Origin of the sequence: Pseudanabaena minima str. Chao 2107, from assembly GCF_051131155.1 — a bacterium.
Lineage (GTDB): Bacteria > Cyanobacteriota > Cyanobacteriia > Pseudanabaenales > Pseudanabaenaceae > Pseudanabaena > Pseudanabaena minima.
The window spans coordinates 1,828,521-1,850,524 of record NZ_CP159508.1; the positions used below are offsets into that span (position 1 = coordinate 1,828,521).

The window sequence follows — 22,004 nt, forward strand, 5'->3', positions numbered from 1 at the left end:
TTAGGAAACTGGGAAATTAGGTTGCAGCTTGAGATGCAGCGATCGCCTCTTTGCGAGCATCTTTATATTCTTCACCGTAGTCATAGGGACCATTCAATAAAACAGGCTCACCAACCCAGTTATGGGGAATTGGTGGTGAAGATGTTGTCCATTCTAGAGTCAAAGCATTCCAAGGGTTGTCAGGTGCTTGTTCGCCCTTAAACCAACTATAGACAGCATTGATTACAAAAGGAACTGTAGAAATCGCTAGTACAAAAGCTCCGATAGTACAAATTACATTGATTGGCGCAAATTGAGGATCGTACTGAGCCACGCGGCGCGGCATACCTTGCAAACCAAGAATATGCATCGGACCAAAAGTTAAGTGCATTCCAATAAAGGTCAGCACAAAATGTACCTTGCCCCAAAATTCATTCAACATCCGCCCCGTCATTTTCGGGAACCAGTGATATAGTCCTGCGTAAATGCCAAAAACGCTACCACCAAAGAGAACATAGTGGAAGTGAGCAACTACAAAGTAAGTATCGTGAACATGGATATCAATCGGAGTTGAGCCAAGCATAACCCCACTCAAGCCACCGATTAGGAATGTAGAGATAAAGCCCATTGCAAATAGCAAAGGACTCTCTAAGCGCAACTTACCACCCCAAAGTGTAGCTACCCAACTAAATACCTTAATGCCAGTGGGTACGGCAACTAGCAACGTAGCCACCATAAAGAAGACCCGCAGCCAATCAGGTGTGCCACTGGTAAACATGTGGTGCGCCCATACAAACAAGCCCAAGGCACAAATCATCATGCTGGAATAGGCGATCGCCTTGTAACCAAAAATGGGTTTGCGGCTATGGGGTGGCAAAACTTCAGAAATGATCCCGAATACAGGAAGAACCATTACATATACCGCAGGATGCGAATAGAACCAGAATAAATGTTGGTATACGACGGGATCACCGCCACCTGTGGGATTAAAGAAGTTTGTGCCGATCAACAGATCAAAGCCTAATAGCACCATTGCTCCTGCTAATACAGGTGTTGCCAAGAGAGCAAGTACTGAGGTTGCCATCATCGCCCAACAAAACAGGGGCATACTAAACAGATCCATCTCAGGCATCCGCATCGCCCAGATCGTGACAATGAAATTCACCGCTGCCAAGATCGAGGAGGTTCCCACCAAAATAATGCTGCCAATCCAAATCGCTTGACCAACATGTTCATTGGTCAAAATACTCAATGGAGGATAGGCTGTCCAACCTGTTGAGGCAGGACCAAAGAAGAAGCTGCTCATCAGCAACAGCCCCGCAGGAATCGTCAACCAAAAGGCGATCGCATTTAAGCGAGGGAAAGCCATGTCACGCGCCCCAATCATTAAGGGGATTAGGTAGTTACCAAAACCACCTGTTACCGCAGGCACAATCCACAAAAAGATCATGACCGTGCCATGCATTGTGAACAAGCTGTTATAAAAAGCAGGATCGACTAAATCTGAATCGGGTGTGGCAAGTTCTGCACGCACAACGGAGGCAAGCGCACCACCTACTAAATAAAACACGAAGGAAGTAACAAGATATTGAATCCCAATTACTTTGTGATCAACGCTAAAAGTGAAGAATTCCCACCATGGGGTTTTGGTGGGTTCTGTTCCCGACGCGCCCGAATTTTGGGTTGGGGTGAGGGTTTGGGTCATAGGAGAATGTTTGTAAAATAATTGCTGTTTTGGTGTTTAACAATCTGGACATAACCAAACTGGACTTAGCCAAATTTGTTAATGGTTCATCATCATGTGTTGATGTTCGCCGCCGAGTTGAGCAACTTTTCCAGCTAGATATTCTTGCTCAGACATTTGCGATACTGGCGATCTTGAATTTGTCGCAACGATCGCTTCGGGATCATTACTTGCCACTTCTTGCTGCTCCTTTAACCATGATTGATAGTCTTCAGGGGTATCGATTACCATCGTGGTACGCATACCACCATGATAAGAACCACATAATTCAGCACAGACTACAGGGTATTCGCCAACAACACGGGGCGTAAATTCTAAGAAGGTTTCGCGTCCGGGGATCACATCTTGTTTGATGCGTAATTGGGGAACCCAAAAGGCATGAAGTACATCCACAGCATTCATGTTTAGGCGTACTTTTTTGCCAACTGGTACGTGGAGTTCAGCCGTCGCAATTTCATCGGTATAGTTAAAAATCCATGCAAACTGCATCGCGCTCACATTGATTGCGATAACATCATCCCCACCAGCAGGAATTGTCCCCGCCATTAATGTCCCATCGCTATTTGAGGATGCGAGAGTTGCTTTTGACATCGGCATTCCGCCTCTTTCATGTTTAGCCACAGTCTGATGCATTCCACCGTGAGCCATAGCATCAAGGTTTTGAGATCCTTGCATGGCGGTATACACATCAAAGCTATAAATGGCTACCCACATCACAATCATTGTGGGAATAGCTGTCCAAACTATTTCTAGGCTTAAGTTCTCATGGATAGCAGGTCCATCGGTATCATCACCCTTACGACGGCGAAACTTGATGATCGAATAGATCAAAATGCCTTCAACTATCAGGAAAAATCCGAAGGCGATCGCCAAAATCGTATTAAAAAGCCCGTCATATAAAACTGCTTCGTCACCTGCGGCAACTGGTAGTAATCCATTATTGCGGGCGTACCAAATGCTAGCTGCAAAAATCAGCCCAATGATTACGACCACTGAAATTAAGTTGTTTTTTTTCATGACTAGGTTGCCCTATCTTGCTGCTCCTATAGAGTGGATCTCGGTCAATTGGAGCTTACTAGCAGCTCATTTCTAAATCAGGACAGACTGACATATGGTCTATCTTGTCACTTATTTCTAGAATGAGGGGCAATTGTTTGTAATCTTTTAGCAATTTCTTTGGGATCACTATGAAAATACAGCTATCGCCAAGTCTAACAGGGCATAAAAAGCAAGAATTGAATGGCGGCGCTTCGCGCCACCATTCAATTCTTGCTTGAGTGATCTTAAAAATATACTAATCGCAAATCTAAACAAAGCAAAATCTCTGAATTACAAAGCTTCAGCAAGCAAGATATCAAAAAAATCCTAGAATCATGGACGGATATCCTTTCATTCACCAAACCTGCATACCTTCATGGCTGAGAATTTAAAAGTGTTACTTAGCAACACTTTTAAAAATTTTCTTCGTTCAGGGTTAAGCATCTTCAGATCATAAGAATTTGATATGATTGGACGATGACTGAGCCGCTACTACAAAATCCTGAAAAACTACAGGCGAGATTAAAGGAAATCCCCCTAGAGTCAGGGGTTTACTTTATGCGCGATCGCCATGATGGCGTAATTTATATCGGCAAATCGAAGGCACTACGTAATCGGGTGCGATCATACTTTCGCAGCAGTCAAGACCTATCACCACGCATCGCAATGATGGTGCAGTTGGTACATGAGATAGAATTCATCGTTACCGACTCCGAATCTGAAGCCCTCGCTCTTGAAGCAAACCTGATTAAGCAATATCAACCCTATTACAACGTTCTCCTCAAGGACGATAAAAAATATCCTTACGTTTGTATTACTTGGTCAGAGGACTATCCGCGTATTTTTATTACCCGCAAACGCAAGATGGGCGGCACAAAGGATAAATATTACGGTCCCTATGTTGATGTCTTTAACCTCAAGCGGACTTTGGGAATTATCAAACGAGCTTTCCCACTCCGCCAAAGACCGATACCAATGTTTAAAGATCGCCCCTGTTTGAACTATGACATGGGTTTATGTCCTGCGGTATGTCAGCAACTAATTTCACCAGAAGATTATCGCAAGACAATGTTAAAAGTAGCGATGATTTTTCAAGGGCGATCTAGTGAATTAGTAGAAACCTTCACCGAGAAAATGGAAGCGGCGGCGGAAGCTTTGGAGTTTGAGAGAGCCGCCGATCTACGCGATCGCATCCAAGTTTTGCAAAACCTCAACTCTAATCAAAAGGTTTCTCTGCCAGATGATACAGTTTCTCGCGATGCGATCGCCATGGCACAAGACGAGCAGCATACCTGTATTCAGCTATTTCAAATTAGAGCAGGGCGTTTAGTTGGTCGCTTAGCCTTTGTGGCGGACAGTCAGAGTGATACACCAGAGGCGATTTTACAGCGTACTTTAGAGGCTCATTATCAAAACTGCGATCCTGTGGAAATTCCCAACGAAGTCCACACCCAATTGGAACTTCCTGAATTAGAGATTTTGCAAGCATGGCTGAGCGATCGCAAGGGACGCAAAGTCGCGATCGCCACACCGCAGCGTCAACTCAAGGCTGAACTGATCGAAATGGTGGAACGTAATGCTCAGTATGAGTTAGCCAGAATTCAAAAGCAAAGTGATCGTAATTTACAAGGATTGGAAGACTTAGCCGAAATTCTTAATCTTGATAGTCTGCCCCAACGCATCGAAGGCTATGACATTTCCCATATTCAAGGTTCCGACGCTGTGGCAAGCCAAGTTGTGTTTATTGATGGCATTCCCGCTAAGCAGCATTATCGCCATTACAAAATCCGCAATCCTGATATTCAAACTGGACATTCCGATGACTTTGCCAGCCTTGCCGAAGTAATTGCTAGAAGGTTTAGGAAGTATTCAGCATTTGAATCCTTAGAGGGAGAGGGAGGCAAGAGTGATAGTGATTTCCCCGATGTCGTAATGATTGATGGAGGGAAAGGACAACTTTCATCGGTAATGAAAATTATTGATAAGTTGGGTTTGCGCGATCGCCTAACCGTGATTAGCTTAGCGAAAAAACGTGAGGAAATCTTTTTGCCTGAGCAGTCAGAGCCTTTGGTGAGTGGCGATCCAGAACGAGCAGGCGTGCAGGTGTTGCGGCGGTTGCGTGATGAGGCTCACCGTTTCGCGATTACATTCCATCGTAAAAAACGCAGTCAAAGAATGCAGCGATCGCACCTCGATCAAATTACAGGTTTAGGACATCATCGCCAAAAAATTCTGCTGGAGAAATTCCATTCCGTTGACTATATTCGTCAGGCAACGGTCGAACAGATTGCTGAAACCGATGGTATCGGCAAGAAGTTAGCTCAGCATATTTATAATCATTTTCATTCAACTAATAACTGAGAATAGGCGACGCAAAGCGCCGCCTATTCTCAGTTATTGAAGAGTAACTTACTTTCTTTATCCCAATTGCGATACATCCAAATCACAGTATACCAGTTCATATAAATCCGAAAAATTTCCATCGCAATTTCTGATTTACCTTGATCGCACAGCCATGTTAATAGAGGCTTAAGCGTGCGATCATTAAGCGTACCACCGAGGGTGAGAATCCCCCATAGGGCAAGATGTAGCCAAGTTTTTTGAATCATTAACTTGACTTCCCATGTTGGATGCTTTTGATAAAAAATAATGCTCATTCGACCACGTTGTTCTTCTAAATCAAGCAACCGGGGCATTTTATCAATGGAAAACTTAGCATGGTAATGGAAAGCGATCGCCCCTGCACAGGTCAAACGTTTTAAACCTAATTTTTTAACCCGCATTCCTAACTCAAAATCTTCCCAACCATATTGGAAAAAGCCTGTATCAAATTTTCCTGCTTCTAACAGCCATTTACGAGCGATCGCTAAGTTACAAGTGTCAAATAACGCCGCTGTAAAATATGGCACTGCGGAGACAGGCTCAGAATCAGGTGCTTCCAAATTGCTAGTGTCGATGATCCTGCCATAGCTATAGACTTTTTCACCTTGAGCTAGAGTCTCAGTATGAGCTTGGAGGTATTCAGGATTAACGGTAATATCGCTATCGACAAAGGCAATGTATTTGCCCTTGGCTGAGTCAATACCATAATTGCGGGCTGTGGCGGCGGCAGCATGGTCTTGGGTTAATAGACGCAAGTGTGGATATTGATCACTATTAGCTTTCAAAAACTCTACCGTACCATCGGATGAGCCATCATCTATCACCAAAATTTCGTAAGGCTGGGTTATGGTCTGTTTTTCCAACGCTGCTAGACATTTTTGCAAAATTGGTAGTCGGTTATAAGTGGGTACAACCACTGACCACAACATTTCTGACACAGTGTTTCTCCTAAGCGATTGCAAAAAAAATTATAGCTTAAGCCTCAAGAAACTTAGGGTTCCGCGATCTAAGTTTTGGTGGCGCAGCGAAGCTGCACCACCAAAAAATCTGGTTGTTTAATTTACTGCGCCAAGGGACGCGCGGTAAGTTAGTAATTTTAAGACATAATTTTGTGGTTAATGTCACGCAATATTTGCATGAAAGTTGAAATCACAGCAATTCCTGATGTTTTACTAATTACACCTAAGGTATTTGGTGATGAGCGAGGTTTTTTTTATGAGTCATACAACCATCAAAGTTTTGTTGAAAAAACAGGCTTAGATCTCACCTTTGTCCAAGACAATCATTCGCGATCGCAAAAAAATGTGTTACGGGGATTGCATTATCAAATTGGTAAGCCTCAAGGCAAATTGGTGAGAGCTTTATTAGGAACAATTCAAGATGTTGCCGTAGATTTACGACATAGTTCACCAACATTTGGTAAATCGGTAAGTTATATTCTTAGTGCAGAAAACTATCAACAACTATGGATTCCTGTAGGATTTGCTCACGGCTTTACTGTATTGTCAGACGTTGCCGAAGTAGCCTATAAAACGACAGATTACTACGCTCCCAGTGAAGAGCGCTGTTTATTGTGGAATGATCCTGAGTTAGCGATCGCATGGCAACTCAAAGGACAACCAATTGTGTCGGCTAAAGATGCTGTTGGCAAATTATTAAAAGAAGCGGAGTTATTTGCATGAGTCCAGTCGAAAAATTTCAAAAAATACTGATTACGGGTGGAGCGGGATTTATTGGCTCTAATTATGTACATTACGCGCTCAATCACCACCCCACATGGGAGATTGTAGTTTTAGATAAGCTCACCTATGCAGGAAATTTAGATAATCTGAAAGATGTCAGCGATCGGATTACTTTCATTCAAGGCGATATTGCCAATCCTGAAGATGTGGAAAAAGCTGTGGCTGGTGTGGACGCGATCCTCAACTTTGCTGCCGAAAGCCATGTTGATCGCAGTTTGAGAGATCCACTCCCCTTCATCCGCACCAATATCGAAGGCACATTACTATTATTGGAAGCGGCAAGAAAACATCAAATCAAACGCTTTCTTCATGTTTCCACCGATGAAGTCTACGGAGATCTCGTCGGTAGTGATCGCCATTCCCTAGAGTCAGACACTCTATCACCGCGTAGTCCCTATGCTGCTTCCAAAGCAGGAGCCGAGCATTTGGTCTTCTCCTACGGCATTAGCTATGGTTTAGATGTGGTGATTACTCGTGGCTCGAATACTTATGGGCTGTATCAATATCCTGAAAAAATTATTCCTCTTTTCATCACCAATGCCCTAGAGTCAAAATCCTTACCTATCTATGGTGATGGTTCTGCTGTCCGTGATTATCTCTATGTGGAAGATCATTGCTCAGGCATTGACACAGTGCTGCACACAGGTATAAGTGGTAGAGCCTATAACCTTGGTGCGCGCATGGAAGTCAATGGCATCGAGGTTGCTAAAACTATTTTAGGCTTGCTTGATCGCCCCGAATCCTTGATGCAATCTGTTAGCGATCGCCCAGGACATGACTACCGCTATTCTGTTGATCCTAGTGCAGCCGAATCTCTGGGCTGGCAGCGGCAATGGGACTTTCAACGCGGCATGGCTCAAACCGTGGCTTGGTACAAACACAATTCGGACTGGTGGCAAGCGGTCAAGGATAAGAAAGTATTCCAAGAGCATTACAACCAATGGTATGCCCGATGAGTCAACCTCTTAAAGTGGCTCTGATTGGAGCAAATGGGCAGTTAGGCTCAGATATTAATAGTCACTTTTTGCTGTGCGAGCGCTATCAACTGACGGCTCTAACTCGATCTGACATTGACATTAGACAGGCTGAAATAGTTGATCAAGTATTAACCAGTCAGAAATTTGATGTGGTGATCAATAGTGCTGCCTATGTGCGTGTCGATGACTGTGAGCAAGAAGTGGACACAGCTTTTAATGTCAATGCGATCGGCGCGTTAAATGTGGCTCGAACCTGTCGTGATGTTGGCGCACTCTGCGTTTACATCAGTACCGATTATGTTTTTCATGGCGATCGCCCCCATCCCTACACAGAAGCAGATATTCCTAACCCAATTAACATCTACGGTACATCCAAGCTCACGGGGGAATATCTAGTCCAACAAACCACTGCGCGATCACTAATTTTGCGAATCTCCAGTGTCTTCGGTAAAGCTGGGGCAAGTGGTAAGGGTGGTAATTTTGTTGAAACAATGATTAAAAAAGCCAAGGCTAGCGAACCAATCAAGGTAGTTAATGACATATTTATGTCGCCTACCTATACGCATGATGCAGCTAGATTGCTAGATGTACTTTTACAAGAAGGTGCAACAGGGCTGATTCATGGAGCTAATTCAGGGAGTTGTTCATGGTATGAATTTGCTAGTGCAGCGCTTAGTCTTGCTAATATCCAGTATCCCATTGAAGCTATTCCTGCTTCGGATTTTCCTACTAAAGCAACCAGACCGACGAACTCAGCATTAATTAGTGATCAGTTGCCCAAAATTACTGATTTTCAGATGCGCCCTTGGCAAGAAGCGCTTGCAGCATATATTCAAGCCAGATAAAAAACGCGCAGTGTTTTTTATCTGGCATTTACTATTCAAAACTATGAAAGCTCTAATTCTATCTGGTGGCAAAGGTACAAGGTTACGCCCTCTTACCTATACAGGGGCAAAACAACTCGTTCCCGTTGCCAATAAACCAATCCTCTGGTACTGCATCGAAAGTATTGTCGCCGCAGGTATTACTGATGTAGGTATCGTCATCAGTCCAGAAACTGGCGATGAAGTAAAAAGCAAAACAGGTAATGGCGATCGCTTTGGCGCAAATATTACCTATATTCTGCAAGATAAACCCGCAGGCTTAGCCCATGCCGTTAAGATTGCCCAGTCATTTCTTGGTGAAGACTCTTTCATTATGTTTCTTGGTGACAATCTAATCGAATCACAATTAGATACTTTTTTGACCAGTTTTAACCAAAAACAACTAGATGCTTTGATTTTATTACGCCAAGTCGCTGATCCTAGTGCTTTTGGCGTGGCAACTGTTGACGCTGATGGCAAAGTGATCAAACTAGTCGAAAAACCCAAACAGCCTGAATCAAATCTGGCTTTAGTTGGGGTGTACTTCTTTAAAAAGACAATTCATGAGGCAATCGCTCAAATTGCCCCATCCGCTAGAGGTGAGCTAGAAATCACTGATGCGATCCAAAAACTAATTGACACTGATAAAAAAGTTGAAGCCTCAGAACTAGAAGGCTGGTGGCTCGATACAGGCAAAAAAGACGATATCCTCGCCGCCAATCAAATTGTGCTAGATGCCAGACTCAAATCTAAAAATTTAGGCGAAGTCGATGCTGTTAGCAATATCAGTGGTCGCGTCGAAATTGGCAAAGGGTCCCAAGTGATTAGCTGTAAAATTCGTGGTCCTGTTGTGATCGGCGAAAACTGCTATCTCGAACATGCTTATATCGGTCCCTATACCAGTATTAGCGATCGCGTCAAGATTATCGATACCGATATTGAACATAGCGTCATCCTCAGCGACACCAAAATTACAGGCATCCATCAACGCATTGTCGATAGTGTGATTGGTCAAAGGGTATCAATGAAAGTTTCACCGAAGCGCCCACAGGCTCTAAGGTTTCTTGTCGGCGATGACTCTCAGCTTGAGATTATGTAGAAAGGAGGACTCTGCGAATGGTATTCTCATCCATAGTTTTTAGTCGGACTTCTTGCTGTTAGCAATGAAATGCCATATGTTAGACCAACAAATGGAAGCAGTGCAGAGTTCGTAATTAGCAAAAAATTGGAAAAATCTAAATGAAAGCCGTAATTTTAGCTGGTGGTTTAGGGACTCGGTTAAGTGAAGAAACCCACCTCAAACCAAAGCCAATGGTGGAAATTGGTGGCAAACCGATTTTATGGCACATCATGAAAACTTATTCAGCCTACGGAATCCATGATTTCATAATTTGTTGTGGCTATAAAGGGTATGTAATTAAGGAATATTTCGCTAATTATTTTTTACACATGTCTGATATTACTTTTGACATGCAGTCCAACCAAATGGAAGTGCATCAAAAAAAAGCAGAACCTTGGCGTGTAACCCTAGTAGATACGGGTGAAACTACTCAAACGGGGGGACGGCTCCAAAGAGTAAAAAATTATGTAGGTAGTGAAACTTTCTGTTTTACCTATGGTGATGGGGTAAGTAATGTCAACATCAAAGAATTGATTTCTTTTCATCATAAGCAGAAACATCTAGCTACAGTTACAGCAGTTCAGCCCCCTGGACGCTATGGGAATATTAATATAGAGCAAGGCTTAGTCTTAAATTTTCAAGAGAAACCTCAAGGGGATGGTGGATGGATTAATGGAGGTTATTTTGTTTTGGAACCAGAAGTATTTGATTTATTAGAAAGTGATCAAACTAGTTGGGAGTCACAGACTTTACCAATGATTGCCCATAAACAGGAATTATCTGCTTTTAATCACTATGGTTTTTGGCAAGCAATGGATACGCTTAGAGATAAAAATTATTTGGAAAGTTTATGGGAAACTGCTAGCGCTCCTTGGAAAGTATGGTGATGAATTTAGAGTTTTGGCAAAATAAAAAAGTTTTAGTGACGGGGCATACTGGTTTTAAAGGTAGTTGGCTTTCAATTTGGCTACAGATTTTAGGAGCTAAGGTAATTGGCTATAGTTTGCCGCCCCATACACAGCCTTGTTTATTTGATTTAGCTCAGGTCAGCGATCGCATGACTTCGGTAGTTGGCGATATTCGAGATTTAGATCATCTTGTCAAAACAATCAAAAAACATCAGCCTGAAATTGTAATTCACATGGCAGCCCAAGCGTTAGTCCGTGAATCTTACAAAAATCCTGCTGAAACCTATGCTGTTAATGTTATGGGTACAGTAAATGTGCTAGAAGCATTACGCCAAGTTGGATGTGTAAAAGCTCTAGTTAATGTAACTTCAGATAAATGTTATGAAAATCGGGAATGGGTTTGGGGATATCGTGAGCATGATGCGCTAGGAGGTTATGACCCTTACAGCAACAGTAAAGGCTGCTCTGAATTGGTAACATCGGCTTATCATAATTCTTTCTTCCATCCTAAAGACTACTCACAACATGGAGTCGGCATTGCCACCGCTCGCGCAGGTAATGTCATTGGTGGCGGTGATTGGGCAAGCGATCGCTTGATTCCTGACATTCTCAAGGCTTGGCAGACTGGACAGAAAGTAGTTATCCGCTATCCTCATGCAGTTCGTCCTTGGCAACATGTGCTTGAACCTTTATCTGGCTACCTTACCTTAGCAGAGCATCTATATAGTGATGGCGTAGGTTACGGAGGTGCTTGGAATTTTGGTCCTAATGAATCTGATGCTCAGACTGTTGGCTGGATTGTTGAGCAGATGGCAAATCTGTGGAGTAAGGAAGCAGATTGGGTTCAGGAAACTTCATTACAGCCCCATGAGGCTAACTATTTGAAATTAGATTGCTCTAAAGCACGTAGTCAATTAAAATGGCAACCAAAGTTAGATGTAAAAACTGCTTTGGCTTGGGTTATTGACTGGACAAAATCTTTGCAGTCTGGAGCAAATATGAGAGATATTACTGCTCATCAAATTAATCAATTTATCCTTAAATAATTTTAAGGAAATCCAAATTTCAAAAAATATTAAATAGTTATGACCCAAGGAAAATGTCGATTTTGCAAAGCTGGTTTACAACATACATTTGTCGATTTAGGTATGTCGCCTTTATCTAACTCCTATTTAAAATTAGATCAGTTAAACCAAGCAGAGAAGTTTTACCCTCTTCATACTTACGTCTGTGAGCAATGTCTATTAGTACAGCTGGAGGAATTTGAACCCCCTGATCATATTTTTAGTGATTATGCTTATTTTTCTTCCTATTCAGATAGCTGGTTGAATCATGCTAAAAAGTACACTGATTTGATGATTGACAGATTTCGCCTTAATAAATCTAGTCTAGTCATTGAAATAGCTAGTAATGACGGTTATCTTTTACAGTTTTTTCAAGAACAAAATATCCCTGTCTTAGGGATTGAACCAGCCGCCAATGTTGCTCAGGTTGCGGAGTCTAAGGGTATCCCTACGCTGGTTAAATTTTTTGGGATGCAAACTGCACAAGAATTATTTGATCTTGGCAAATCCTCTGATTTATTACTAGGAAATAATGTCTTAGCTCATGTTCCTGACATTAATGATTTTGTAGCAGGAATGAAGATCATTTTGAAGCCTGAGGGGGTCTTGACCATGGAGTTTCCTCATTTATGGCAATTAATTAACCAAAATCAGTTTGATACTATTTACCATGAACATTTTTCCTATTTGTGTTTTACCACTGTAGAAAAAATATTTGCTTGTCATGGGATAACTTTATTTGATGTCGAAGAGCTATCTACTCACGGTGGCTCATTGCGTATATATGGTATGCATGAACATAATCAAAAATTTATAGTTAGCGATCGCGTTAGATTAATAAAAGAAAAAGAGCATCAAGCTGGACTAGACAAAGTTGATACTTATCTTCAGTTTAGTAATCAAGTAATGTGTACTAAACGCAAGTTACTCAGCTTTCTAATTGAACTCAAAAACAATGGTAAAACTATTGTTGGTTATGGCGCTCCAGCCAAGGGCAATACTCTGCTGAATTATTGTGGTATTCGTACAGATTTACTTGACTATACTTGCGATCGCAGTCCCCATAAACAAGGATTATTCTTGCCAGGAACTCATATTCCGATCTACTCTCCTGATAAGATCGCAGAGACAAAACCCGATTATGTATTCATCTTGCCTTGGAATCTCAAGGATGAGATTTGCTCTCAACTATCTTATATTCGTGAGTGGGGTGGCAAGTTTATCGTGCCAATCCCAGAAGTAGAGGTATTGGAATGAAGTTTATAGAAACTAAGCTCAAAGGAGCTTATGTTATCGAAATCGAGCCAATCTCTGATAATCGAGGTTTTTTTGCACGATCTTGGTGTCAGCAAGAATTTAGCGATCGCGGTTTAAACCCTAACTTAGTGCAGTGCAATATTTCTTTTAATACTAAGCAAGGCACTTTGCGCGGAATGCACTATCAAGCAAAACCCTACGAAGAAGCAAAATTAGTTAGATGTACTAGAGGCTCAATCTATGATGTAATCATTGATATTCGAGACACTTCATCTACTTTTAAGCAATGGTTTGCAGTTGAGCTAGGTGCAGATAATCGTAAAATGCTATATATTCCTGAGGGATTTGCCCATGGATTTTTAACTTTAGAAGATAACACTGAGATCTTTTATCAAATGTCTGATTTTTATCATTCAGATGCCTCTAAAGGCATTAGATGGGATGATCCAGCCTTTGCCATTCAATGGCGTATTACGAGTCAACCGATTATTTCCGTAAAAGATTTGAGCTATTCCCTGTACAGCTTTAATAGCTAAGATTTATTCTCAACCAAAAAAACATAAGTGAAACCGCGAATTTATTACACTAAACCCTCTATCACGGAGCTAGAAGTCGAGTATGCCACTGATGCTGCCCGAAATGGTTGGGGCGATCGCTGTTACGAATACATACATCTTTTTGAAGAAGCTTTTAAATCACACTTAGGTGTGCAATATGCGATCGCTACTTCAAGCTGTACAGGTGCGTTGCACATGGGGATGGCGGCGCTAGGGATTGGTGTAGGTGATGAGGTGATCATGGCTGATACCAACTGGATTGCAACAGCTGCTCCAATAGTACATTTGGGCGCAAAACCGATATTTGTGGATATATTGCCCGATAGTTGGTGCATCGATCCAGATTTAGCGGAAGCAGCAATTACGCCCCGAACCAAGGCAATTGTAGCGGTTCATTTATATGGCAATTTATGTGATATGAATCGGTTGCTGGCGATCGGTGAAAAGTATGACATTCCCGTCATTGAGGATGCGGCTGAAGCGATCGGCTCTGTCTATCATGGTAAACGGGCTGGCAGCATGGGTAAGTTTGGTAGTTTTTCGTTTCATGGTACAAAAACGCTTACTACTGGCGAAGGTGGGATGTTTGTTACCAATGATGCTGACCTCTATGAAACTGTACTTACACTCTCCAATCATGGGCGTGCTAGAGATCAAACCAAACAATTTTGGGCAGATATGGTTGGCTTTAAGTATAAAATGTCTAACATTCAAGCAGCGATCGGCTATGGTCAAATGCAGCGAATTGATGAGCTAGTCAACCGAAAACGCGAGATCCTAAAATTTTATAAAGATTATCTTGAGTGTCTTGATGGTGTATCAATGAATCCTGAGCCAGAGGGAACTATCATTGGGGGATGGATGCCGACAGTTGTGTTTGATAAACAAACTGGTGTTACTCGCGAACAGTTACAATCTCTTTTTAAATCAGAAAATATAGATGCAAGAGTTTTCTTTCATCCTTTATCGAGTTTGCCCATTTTTGAGGATCAGGAAGTAAATGTTAATTCATGGAATATTCCAACTAGATCGATTAACTTACCTAGCTATCATGATTTAAACGATGATATCGAGAGGGTTGTGGACGTTATCCGTAAAACAATCAGTTAATTTATAAGGTAAATGTCAGATATGGAACAAGTAACCAAAACTTTGCATAATCACTATCGTGAAACATTTCTACTTCATGGAGCAACAAGTAAAGGTGTAGATTGGGGAGAAAAAGAATGGGCATCTCTACTGCGTCAATCTAAAATGCTTGAAGTTATCAACAATACAGGAGAAAATAATATCTCACTTCTAGATGTTGGTTGTGGCTATGGAGCCTTAGCTGATATTCTCAAGAAGCAAGAGCTTTCCGTCGACTACACAGGCATAGAAGTGGTTAAAGAAATGCTAGAAGTAGCAAAAACAAATCATCCGAATCACCAATTTATTCATGGTGATATTCTTGAGGTTGAAGTTGGCAGATATGACTATGTAGTGTGCAACGGGATATTGACACAGAAGTTAGATACTTCCATATTAGAGATGAACCAATTTGCTCAAAGACTAATTAGGAAGCTATTTGAGATTTGTAATTGCGGCGTTGCTTTCAATCTAATGACTACATTTGTTAATTTTCAAAGTGACAACCTTTACTATCGAAACCCAGCAGAGTTGATGGCATGGTGTATGTCTGAGCTAACACCACATGTTCGGATCGATTGTGCCTATCAACTTTGGTATGAGTACACTGTCTACCTCTATAAAAAGCCAAATTAAAAAAGGTGCATAATGACTCAAAAAATGAAACTACTCATATTTGGAACTGGAACACTAGGAGAAATTGCAGGATATTACTTCAGTAATGATTCTTCATATGATCTGATTGGATTTGTTGATAGTGCTGATTTTGTTAGCGATAAAACGCTACTGATGGGACTTCCTGTGATGAACTGGGATGATGCCTGTAGAAATTTTTCTAGTAATGATGTTCACTTCTTTGTAGCAATAGGTTATAGAAAAACGAATTCTGTCAGGCAAAATCGTTATGAGCAAATCAAGGCTGCTGGATACACCTGTGCTTCCTATATTAGTAGTCGGGCAACTGTTTTGACTCATAATATTGGTGAGAACTGTTTTATACTAGAAAATAATGTTTTACAACCATTTACAGTGGTTAGCAATAACGTAACCATGTGGTCTGGGAATCACTTGGGTCATCACTCTATCATTGAAGATAACGTGTTCATTGCCTCTCATGCAGTAATCTCTGGAAAGTGTAGGATAGGAGCTAATTCTTTCTTAGGAGTTAATTGTTGCTTGCATGATGGAGTTTCAATTGGTGAAAAGTCTGTTGTGGGTGCAGGTGCAATTGTTACTAGATCATGCGAGCGAAGAAGCATATTTTCTCCTGTGGCTACTCAATCTAAAGTTATTGATCGTGACTTAATATAAGAAATTTATGCTAAAGCTACCAAAGTGGGAAAAACAGGGAAAAATTTTTAGCAGAGAAAATGGCGATTTTTTTAAATCGCACGCGATGCGAGTCATTCCCTATCTCCGAAAAAATGGTGTTCTAAGACTATTTTTCTCTTCGAGATGTATCAATGATATGATGCACCCAACATATATTGACGTAAATCCAGAAAACCCCAAGGAAATCATTGGGATTTGTGAACATTCATTATTAAAAATAGGAAACCCTGGATTGTTTGATGACTCTGGAATTACACTTGCATCAATAGTCAGAAATAAAAATGCAAGTGATAAAGATTATATCTATTACACAGGCTGGAAGAGACGGAGGTATGGTATCCCATTTGAACTTTCGATAGGAGTTGCTTCTATAAAAGAGGATGGAGACATTCTCGAAAAGGTATTTTCAGGACCTATATTAGCCCAAGACATAAGTCACCCTTTTTTAGTAGGTGGTCCGTTTGTCATAAAAAGTAACACAAATGATTATAGAATGTGGTACTGCTCTGGAACTGACTGGAAAGAAATGCCTCATGGTTGGGAACCAATTTATACGGTTTTTCACTCTACTTCTGATGATGGAATTCACTGGACAAATCATTCGACAAAGCCTGTAATACCATACTGTTTTGCTAATGAAGTAGTATCTGCTCCTTGGGTTGTTAGCATTCAAGGTTTATATTTGATGTACTATCCATATCGTGGTAGTGAATCCCCAATAAATAAGCATTACACTATAGGCGTTGCAACTTCAGAAGATGGTATTACTTGGGAAAGGAGAGATTCTGAAGTTGGAATTGAGAAGTCTGCAAATGGATGGGATTCAGAGATGATTTGCTACCCCGCTATTTATAATTATGGTGATAAAACTTACATGTTTTATTCTGGTAATGGAGTAGGTAGAGGCGGAATTGGTTATGCTGTAGCAGATCGAAAATTGGATATTATAGACTTTTAAATGGTAAAAATGCGATATGGACAAGACTGTAGTTATTTCTCAGTCGATGTATTTTCCATGGTGCGGATTAATAGATCAAATACGTCTTGCTAATGTTTTTGTTCACTACAATGATGTCCAGTTGTCACGAGGATTTTATAATCGAGTTCAAGTGAAAACGTCACAAGGAACAACCCTAATCACCGTCCCATTACAAAAAAAACATCAAAATCAATTAATCAACAAGTCATATATTAGTTATGAATCAGATTGGATTGAGAGTCACAGATCTATCCTGATAAATTCTTACCGTAAGACCAAATTTATTGATGATGCCATTGCTATTTTTGACCAAGTTCATTCAGAAAAGCATGAACTGCTTAGTGATTTAGGAAAAGCTTCAGTACAAGCATTGGCTTCTTATTTTCAGGTCGATAAATCTGTTGAATTTCTTGATTCTGACTCTTTAGGTATTGGTGGTTCTAGTTCTAAGCGATTACATGACATCACCAAAAGCTTAGGAGGAAATATTTATTTAACTGGTCACGGTGCGCTTAAATATCTCGATCATGACCTCTTTGAATCAAGTGGGATAGAGGTACGATATATGAAGTATTCTATATTAGGTTACAATCAAGTTTTTGGTCAGTTCACACCTTATGTAACGGCATTAGATGCAATTGCTCACTTAGGTCTAGAGTCTGTGAACACCCTAAATTCAACCTCAATAAATTGGAGAAAAGCGCATGAGCGACCTGAAGAACTTCGAGCTTGAATCGATAGAGAATATTAAAAAACTATCATCTGATCCTGAAGTTAGAAATGTATCCCAAGAGTGGATTAATAAAACAGCCCCTCACAAATATGTTTATAACTGGCGTTGGATGGGCTTACCGATTATTCAGTTGCCTGCTGATATTGTTGTAACTCAAGAAATTATATGGATGGTAAAGCCTACAGTAATTATCGAAACTGGAGTTGCTCGAGGTGGCTCTCTTATTTTTAATGCTTCGCAATTAGTTTTGCTTGATTTGTGTGAAAACGGTGGAGCCACAATTGCAGAGTCAAAGCGTCGCTGTATTGGGATCGACATTGATATACGCAAACACAATAGAGACGCAATTATCTCGCATCCATTATCCCCAATGATTCAACTTGTTGAAGGTTCATCGGTTAGCGCTCAAACACTTGATGCAGTTAGCAAATTTCTCCAGCCAGAGGATAAGGTATTAGTGATTTTAGACTCGAATCATACTCACAATCATGTTAAAGCAGAACTAGAGCAATACTCACCTCTTGTGTCGTGTGGTAGTTATATAATAGTCCATGATACAGGTATAGAATATGCTGTAGAAGATCTTTGTCATAATAGAGAATGGGGTATTGGAAATAATCCATTGACTGCATCCAAAGAATTTCTTTCATCTAATAAAAACTTTCAAGTTGATAAGATTGTGTCAGGAAAGCTTCAAATCACATCAAGCCCAGATGGTTATCTAAAGCGAGTTCAACAATAATTAAAATATTGCAAAAATTCAACTAAAATTTTTGTATATCTAGATCATAATCGCAATCATATCATTGCTGAACTAGAAGCTCATGCACCATTAACCTCTGCGGACAGTTATTCATGATGTTTGACACCTTGATCGAAGACTTACCCAATGATATGTTTAGCGATCGCCCTTGGGGGATAGGAAACAATCCTAAAACAGCAGTATGGGAATACCTGAAGTCTCATCCAGAGTTTGAAATTGATCAAAGTATTCAAAACAAGTTGTTGATTACTGTTGCTCCAGATGGTTATTTGAAGAGAGTGAAATAATGATGCATAACATAGATGGGATAGGAAAAAAGCCTTTAGTCAGTGTTGGTATTCCGACTTATAATCGTTCGGATGGTCTGAGAAGAACGTTGGAATGTATTACTCAACAGACTTATCGAAATATTGAGATTATTGTGTCCGATAACTGCTCTATAGATCCAAATGTGGAAATGGTAGTTAAAGAATTTCAATCAAAGGATAATCGTATTTTTTATTTTCGGCAACTAGAGAATAAAGGAGCAGGAGCTAATTTTTTATTCGTGCTTAAGCAGTCTGTTGGCAAATATTTTATGTGGGCTGCCGATGATGATGAGTGGGAACCTGAATTTATTGAAGTATGTTTAGCTAGTTTTGATGAACACACAACACTTGTTGTCCCCAAAATGAGGCTTTTGTACAGAAAAAGCAATCTTACTGAAGAAATAGTTTTACCGAACATCTCTAAGAGCAACTCAAAGGTAGAAAATGTGAATTCATTTCTAGATTTACCTACACCCAGTATGTTTTATGGGCTGTATCTTAAAGAATCATTAATGCAGAATTATGATAATCTTTGCTTTGATTTTTCTGATTGCTTCTTATTAACTAAAATTTTACTCAACGGACAAGTTGAAGTTTTAAACAGTCTGGACAAAGCGCTTTATACAGCTGGAATAGATAATACGGAGTATGTTATTAAAGCTGTTGATCCAAAATCAGATAGAATGCTTGTGTACAGTCCATATGTTATGCAACAAATTAAATCAGTTTTTGCAAGCTCTATTGGATTAAAAGATAAAGTTAAGCTTGTACGGAAGGTTCTAATCACTACTTTTCGATTATTTCTTTGGCATGAAAAGAAATATAAAAATATCAACGTTTTTAATAGGTTTAAATTTTTTGCTGTTGAATTTTTAATAACACTTGATTCTAATTTAGTTTGGGTGGCAAAAAAGCTTCGTTCGATAAAGTCTGAAAAGGTTAAATTACGCAACAACCACCTTACTAATAGAGCTAAAAACGACTCTGTCAAAGAAGAGGAGAACTACGCTAGAATATCTTACTCTCAATCAGGCGAAGATTTAATTGTTAAGTTTATTTTTGATGCTATTAGAATCTCAACACCTTCCTACATTGACGTTGGGGCTTATCATCCAGAGTATCTTAGCAATACAGCTTTGTTTTATAAAAACGGTAGTAGAGGTGTAAACATAGAGCCTGATCCTACTTTGTTTGAAAGTTTTAAATTAGCGCGTTCAGAAGATATTAACCTAAACGTTGGGGTTGATGATGTGCAAGGAGAAAGAGATTTTTATATCATCTCAACTCCCACGTTAAATACATTTTCTAAAGAAGAAGCAGAAAATTGCACACGAGAAAATAATCATCAAATAGTTTCGATCTCAAGAACTAAAGTAGACGTGATTTCAAATATCATACAGGACTATTGCAAAGGAATCTTTCCAGATTTCTTGTCTTTAGATGTAGAGGGACTTGACCTAAAAATTCTACAATCTATAAATTATGAACAGAGTTCTCCATTGATAATTTGTGTTGAAACTATTTCCTTTTCCGAAACTGGTAACGGAGTGAAAGATATACATATTATTCAGTTTTTAGAGAGTAAAGGGTACATGGTTTATGCCGACACATATATCAATACCATCTTTGTCAAGAAAGATAAGTGGGTACTTTGATAAAAATGTTTGGATTGATAATGATAAACATTTCAAATATTTTGGATAGACTGATGAGGAATTAAGTTTTAATTGAAATCAATGCCTGAAAGTGATCTCAATATTTAATTGAAGAGCATTGTAAGCTAGTATCCTGAGTCAATAAACACACATTAATGGTAAAACACTATTAGCATAGTGCATACGTTAGACTATCTTTTCAATATTATGAGGTCTCGACCGTCAATGAATCTGTCATTAGTTAATAAGTATATTAGCCCTGAATTAAGGCATTTTTGGGAAATACTTCATGTTTTAGTCAGTCGAAACGTCAATGTGCGTTATCGAGGCTCAGTCTTGGGAATATATTGGTCATTATTCAACCCTTTAATCATGACTGCCTTATATTCAGCCATCTTTGGCAGTGCATTTTCTAAATATTATGGTTCAATTTGGAACTATATCTTAGCTGCTTTCACAGGTTTAGTAGTAATCAATTTCTTCTCTTCTTCTACATCACAGGCTCTAGTGAGTGTTGTTGGCAATGGTAGTTTGCTAAATAAAATTCGTTTACCTGTAAGCGTTTTTCCCGTTTCTATGATCGCCGCCAATATTTTTCAGTTTGTGCTGGGACCTTTTCTTCTACTGGCGATCGTTGCATTAATCAAATCAAAAAGCTTGATTAATGTTTTTGCTATATTTTTACCATTCATTGCATTGGTATTATTTTGTATTGGGGTAGGATTTTTTGTAAGTGCCTTGTATGTCTTTTACAGAGACTTGCCCTATTTTTATGAACTATTAGTCTTTATGCTCTGGATTAGTAGTCCTGTATTTTATCCCGCCGAAATTGTGCCAAAATCTGTACAGCCATTTGTGAATTTAAATCCCTTATCTCCAATTATTGAGAGCTTTCGTCAAATAACGCTCTCTGGCAATCTGCCAGATTTCACCCTGATCTTGACCGCACTCTTAAGTGGTATGATTTTTGCAGGACTGGGCTTCTTGTACTTTCAGCGATCTCGATCTCAGTTTATGGATTTACTTTAGATAGGGAATATTTGAATCTTAAGTTGATGCCCTAAAATTCGTCCATTTATTCATTTAGAGTATATAAAGCGTTGACACCACAAGAGTTTAGTTTGCTGCTTATGTCAGTTTTGGCGAGTGTGGGGGGGCAGTTTTTCTTGAAATTAGGCGCAATAAAATTGGGGAAAGTTAGTGCTAGCAATGCTCTTGGTCATATCCTCAGTATTATTACAATACCTGAATTAATTGGAGGGTTAGCATTCTATGGGCTGGGGGCTTTGACCTATATTCTCCTTCTTACTAGAGTTAATCTTAGTATAGCTGCACCCTCTGGCTCACTTATCTATGTTTTTTCTGTAATGCTTGGGTACTTCTTCTTCAAAGAATCAATACCTCCTAGTCGTCTATTTGGTTTGAGCTTTATTATGCTTGGAGTAATACTAGTAGTCTGGAAAAAATAGCTTTGT

General features: G+C 40.0%; 21 protein-coding genes and 1 pseudogene. 19 read left to right on the forward strand and 3 right to left on the reverse strand.

Annotation, left to right across the window (positions count from 1 at the left end):
• Positions 1-16: 16 nt before the first annotated feature.
• Together ctaD and ABM313_RS08070 are read right to left on the reverse strand one after the other, a co-directional pair.
• Positions 17-1,684: a cytochrome c oxidase subunit I gene (gene ctaD / locus ABM313_RS08065; protein ID WP_434687136.1), complete on the reverse strand. Its 1,668-nt coding sequence runs from the start codon at positions 1,682-1,684 to the stop codon at positions 17-19.
• A gap of 78 nt (positions 1,685-1,762) precedes the next feature.
• Positions 1,763-2,740: a cytochrome c oxidase subunit II gene (locus ABM313_RS08070; protein WP_434687138.1), complete on the reverse strand. Its 978-nt coding sequence runs from the start codon at positions 2,738-2,740 to the stop codon at positions 1,763-1,765.
• A 498-nt stretch (positions 2,741-3,238) separates the two neighbouring features.
• On the opposite strand from ABM313_RS08070, the gene uvrC reads away from it, so the two are divergent.
• Positions 3,239-5,122, forward strand: coding sequence for an excinuclease ABC subunit UvrC (uvrC, locus tag ABM313_RS08075; protein ID WP_434687139.1), 1,884 nt, complete (start codon positions 3,239-3,241; stop codon positions 5,120-5,122).
• Positions 5,123-5,151: 29 nt separating this feature from the next.
• Here uvrC and ABM313_RS08080 read toward each other — a convergent pair whose 3' ends face one another.
• Positions 5,152-6,072, reverse strand: a complete 921-nt coding sequence (locus ABM313_RS08080; protein ID WP_434688414.1) for a glycosyltransferase family 2 protein — start codon at positions 6,070-6,072, stop codon at positions 5,152-5,154.
• Positions 6,073-6,279: 207 nt separating this feature from the next.
• Between ABM313_RS08080 and rfbC (ABM313_RS08085) the strand changes: the two genes are divergently transcribed.
• The 18 genes and pseudogenes from rfbC (ABM313_RS08085) to ABM313_RS08170 all read left to right on the forward strand — a co-directional run bounded on the left by rfbC (ABM313_RS08085) (position 6,280) and on the right by ABM313_RS08170 (position 21,998).
• Complete coding sequence (rfbC, locus tag ABM313_RS08085; protein WP_434687140.1) at positions 6,280-6,825, forward strand: dTDP-4-dehydrorhamnose 3,5-epimerase; 546 nt, start codon at positions 6,280-6,282, stop codon at positions 6,823-6,825.
• Positions 6,822-7,841, forward strand: a complete 1,020-nt coding sequence (gene rfbB / locus ABM313_RS08090) for a dTDP-glucose 4,6-dehydratase (protein WP_434687141.1) — start codon at positions 6,822-6,824, stop codon at positions 7,839-7,841. The genes rfbC (ABM313_RS08085) and rfbB overlap by 4 nt, the downstream gene beginning before the upstream one ends.
• On the forward strand, positions 7,838-8,707 hold the full coding sequence (rfbD, locus tag ABM313_RS08095; protein ID WP_434687143.1) for a dTDP-4-dehydrorhamnose reductase: 870 nt from the start codon (positions 7,838-7,840) through the stop codon (positions 8,705-8,707). The genes rfbB and rfbD overlap by 4 nt, the downstream gene beginning before the upstream one ends.
• Positions 8,708-8,750: 43 nt before the next feature.
• On the forward strand, positions 8,751-9,824 hold the full coding sequence (locus ABM313_RS08100; RefSeq protein WP_434687145.1) for a glucose-1-phosphate thymidylyltransferase: 1,074 nt from the start codon (positions 8,751-8,753) through the stop codon (positions 9,822-9,824).
• 140 nt (positions 9,825-9,964) lie between these two features.
• Complete coding sequence (gene rfbF / locus ABM313_RS08105; protein WP_434687146.1) at positions 9,965-10,732, forward strand: glucose-1-phosphate cytidylyltransferase; 768 nt, start codon at positions 9,965-9,967, stop codon at positions 10,730-10,732.
• Positions 10,732-11,799, forward strand: coding sequence for a CDP-glucose 4,6-dehydratase (rfbG, locus tag ABM313_RS08110; RefSeq protein ID WP_434688416.1), 1,068 nt, complete (start codon positions 10,732-10,734; stop codon positions 11,797-11,799). The genes rfbF and rfbG overlap by 1 nt, the downstream gene beginning before the upstream one ends.
• A gap of 39 nt (positions 11,800-11,838) precedes the next feature.
• Positions 11,839-13,074: a methyltransferase domain-containing protein gene (locus ABM313_RS08115; RefSeq protein WP_434687148.1), complete on the forward strand. Its 1,236-nt coding sequence runs from the start codon at positions 11,839-11,841 to the stop codon at positions 13,072-13,074.
• The gene (rfbC, locus tag ABM313_RS08120) at positions 13,071-13,610 is read left to right on the forward strand and encodes a dTDP-4-dehydrorhamnose 3,5-epimerase (RefSeq protein WP_434687150.1); all 540 of its coding nucleotides are present in this window, start codon (positions 13,071-13,073) and stop codon (positions 13,608-13,610) included. Before ABM313_RS08115 ends, rfbC (ABM313_RS08120) begins: the two co-directional genes overlap by 4 nt.
• Before the next feature lie 27 nt (positions 13,611-13,637).
• Positions 13,638-14,741, forward strand: a complete 1,104-nt coding sequence (locus tag ABM313_RS08125; protein WP_434687151.1) for a DegT/DnrJ/EryC1/StrS family aminotransferase — start codon at positions 13,638-13,640, stop codon at positions 14,739-14,741.
• Positions 14,742-14,762: 21 nt separating this feature from the next.
• The gene (locus ABM313_RS08130) at positions 14,763-15,395 is read left to right on the forward strand and encodes a class I SAM-dependent methyltransferase (RefSeq protein WP_434687153.1); all 633 of its coding nucleotides are present in this window, start codon (positions 14,763-14,765) and stop codon (positions 15,393-15,395) included.
• 12 nt (positions 15,396-15,407) lie between these two features.
• Entirely contained in the window at positions 15,408-16,070 is a 663-nt protein-coding gene (locus ABM313_RS08135) for an acetyltransferase (protein WP_434687155.1), read from the forward strand.
• 7 nt (positions 16,071-16,077) lie between these two features.
• On the forward strand, positions 16,078-17,049 hold the full coding sequence (locus ABM313_RS08140) for a hypothetical protein (protein WP_434687157.1): 972 nt from the start codon (positions 16,078-16,080) through the stop codon (positions 17,047-17,049).
• Between the two features lie 16 nt (positions 17,050-17,065).
• The gene (locus ABM313_RS08145) at positions 17,066-17,803 is read left to right on the forward strand and encodes a WbqC family protein (protein WP_434687159.1); all 738 of its coding nucleotides are present in this window, start codon (positions 17,066-17,068) and stop codon (positions 17,801-17,803) included.
• Positions 17,775-18,545 (forward strand): cephalosporin hydroxylase family protein, encoded by a 771-nt coding sequence (locus ABM313_RS08150; protein ID WP_434687161.1) that lies wholly within the window; start codon positions 17,775-17,777, stop codon positions 18,543-18,545. The genes ABM313_RS08145 and ABM313_RS08150 overlap by 29 nt, the downstream gene beginning before the upstream one ends.
• Before the next feature lie 57 nt (positions 18,546-18,602).
• Positions 18,603-18,853: pseudogene (locus ABM313_RS08155) on the forward strand (CmcI family methyltransferase); the annotation flags it as partial.
• Positions 18,853-20,529: a glycosyltransferase gene (locus tag ABM313_RS08160; protein WP_434687163.1), complete on the forward strand. Its 1,677-nt coding sequence runs from the start codon at positions 18,853-18,855 to the stop codon at positions 20,527-20,529. The pseudogene ABM313_RS08155 and the gene ABM313_RS08160, both read left to right, overlap by 1 nt.
• A gap of 225 nt (positions 20,530-20,754) precedes the next feature.
• The gene (locus tag ABM313_RS08165) at positions 20,755-21,558 is read left to right on the forward strand and encodes an ABC transporter permease (protein WP_434688418.1); all 804 of its coding nucleotides are present in this window, start codon (positions 20,755-20,757) and stop codon (positions 21,556-21,558) included.
• Positions 21,559-21,629: 71 nt separating this feature from the next.
• A complete protein-coding gene (locus ABM313_RS08170; protein ID WP_190575448.1) occupies positions 21,630-21,998 on the forward strand; it encodes an EamA family transporter in 369 nt (122 codons plus the stop codon).
• Positions 21,999-22,004: the final 6 nt, after the last annotated feature.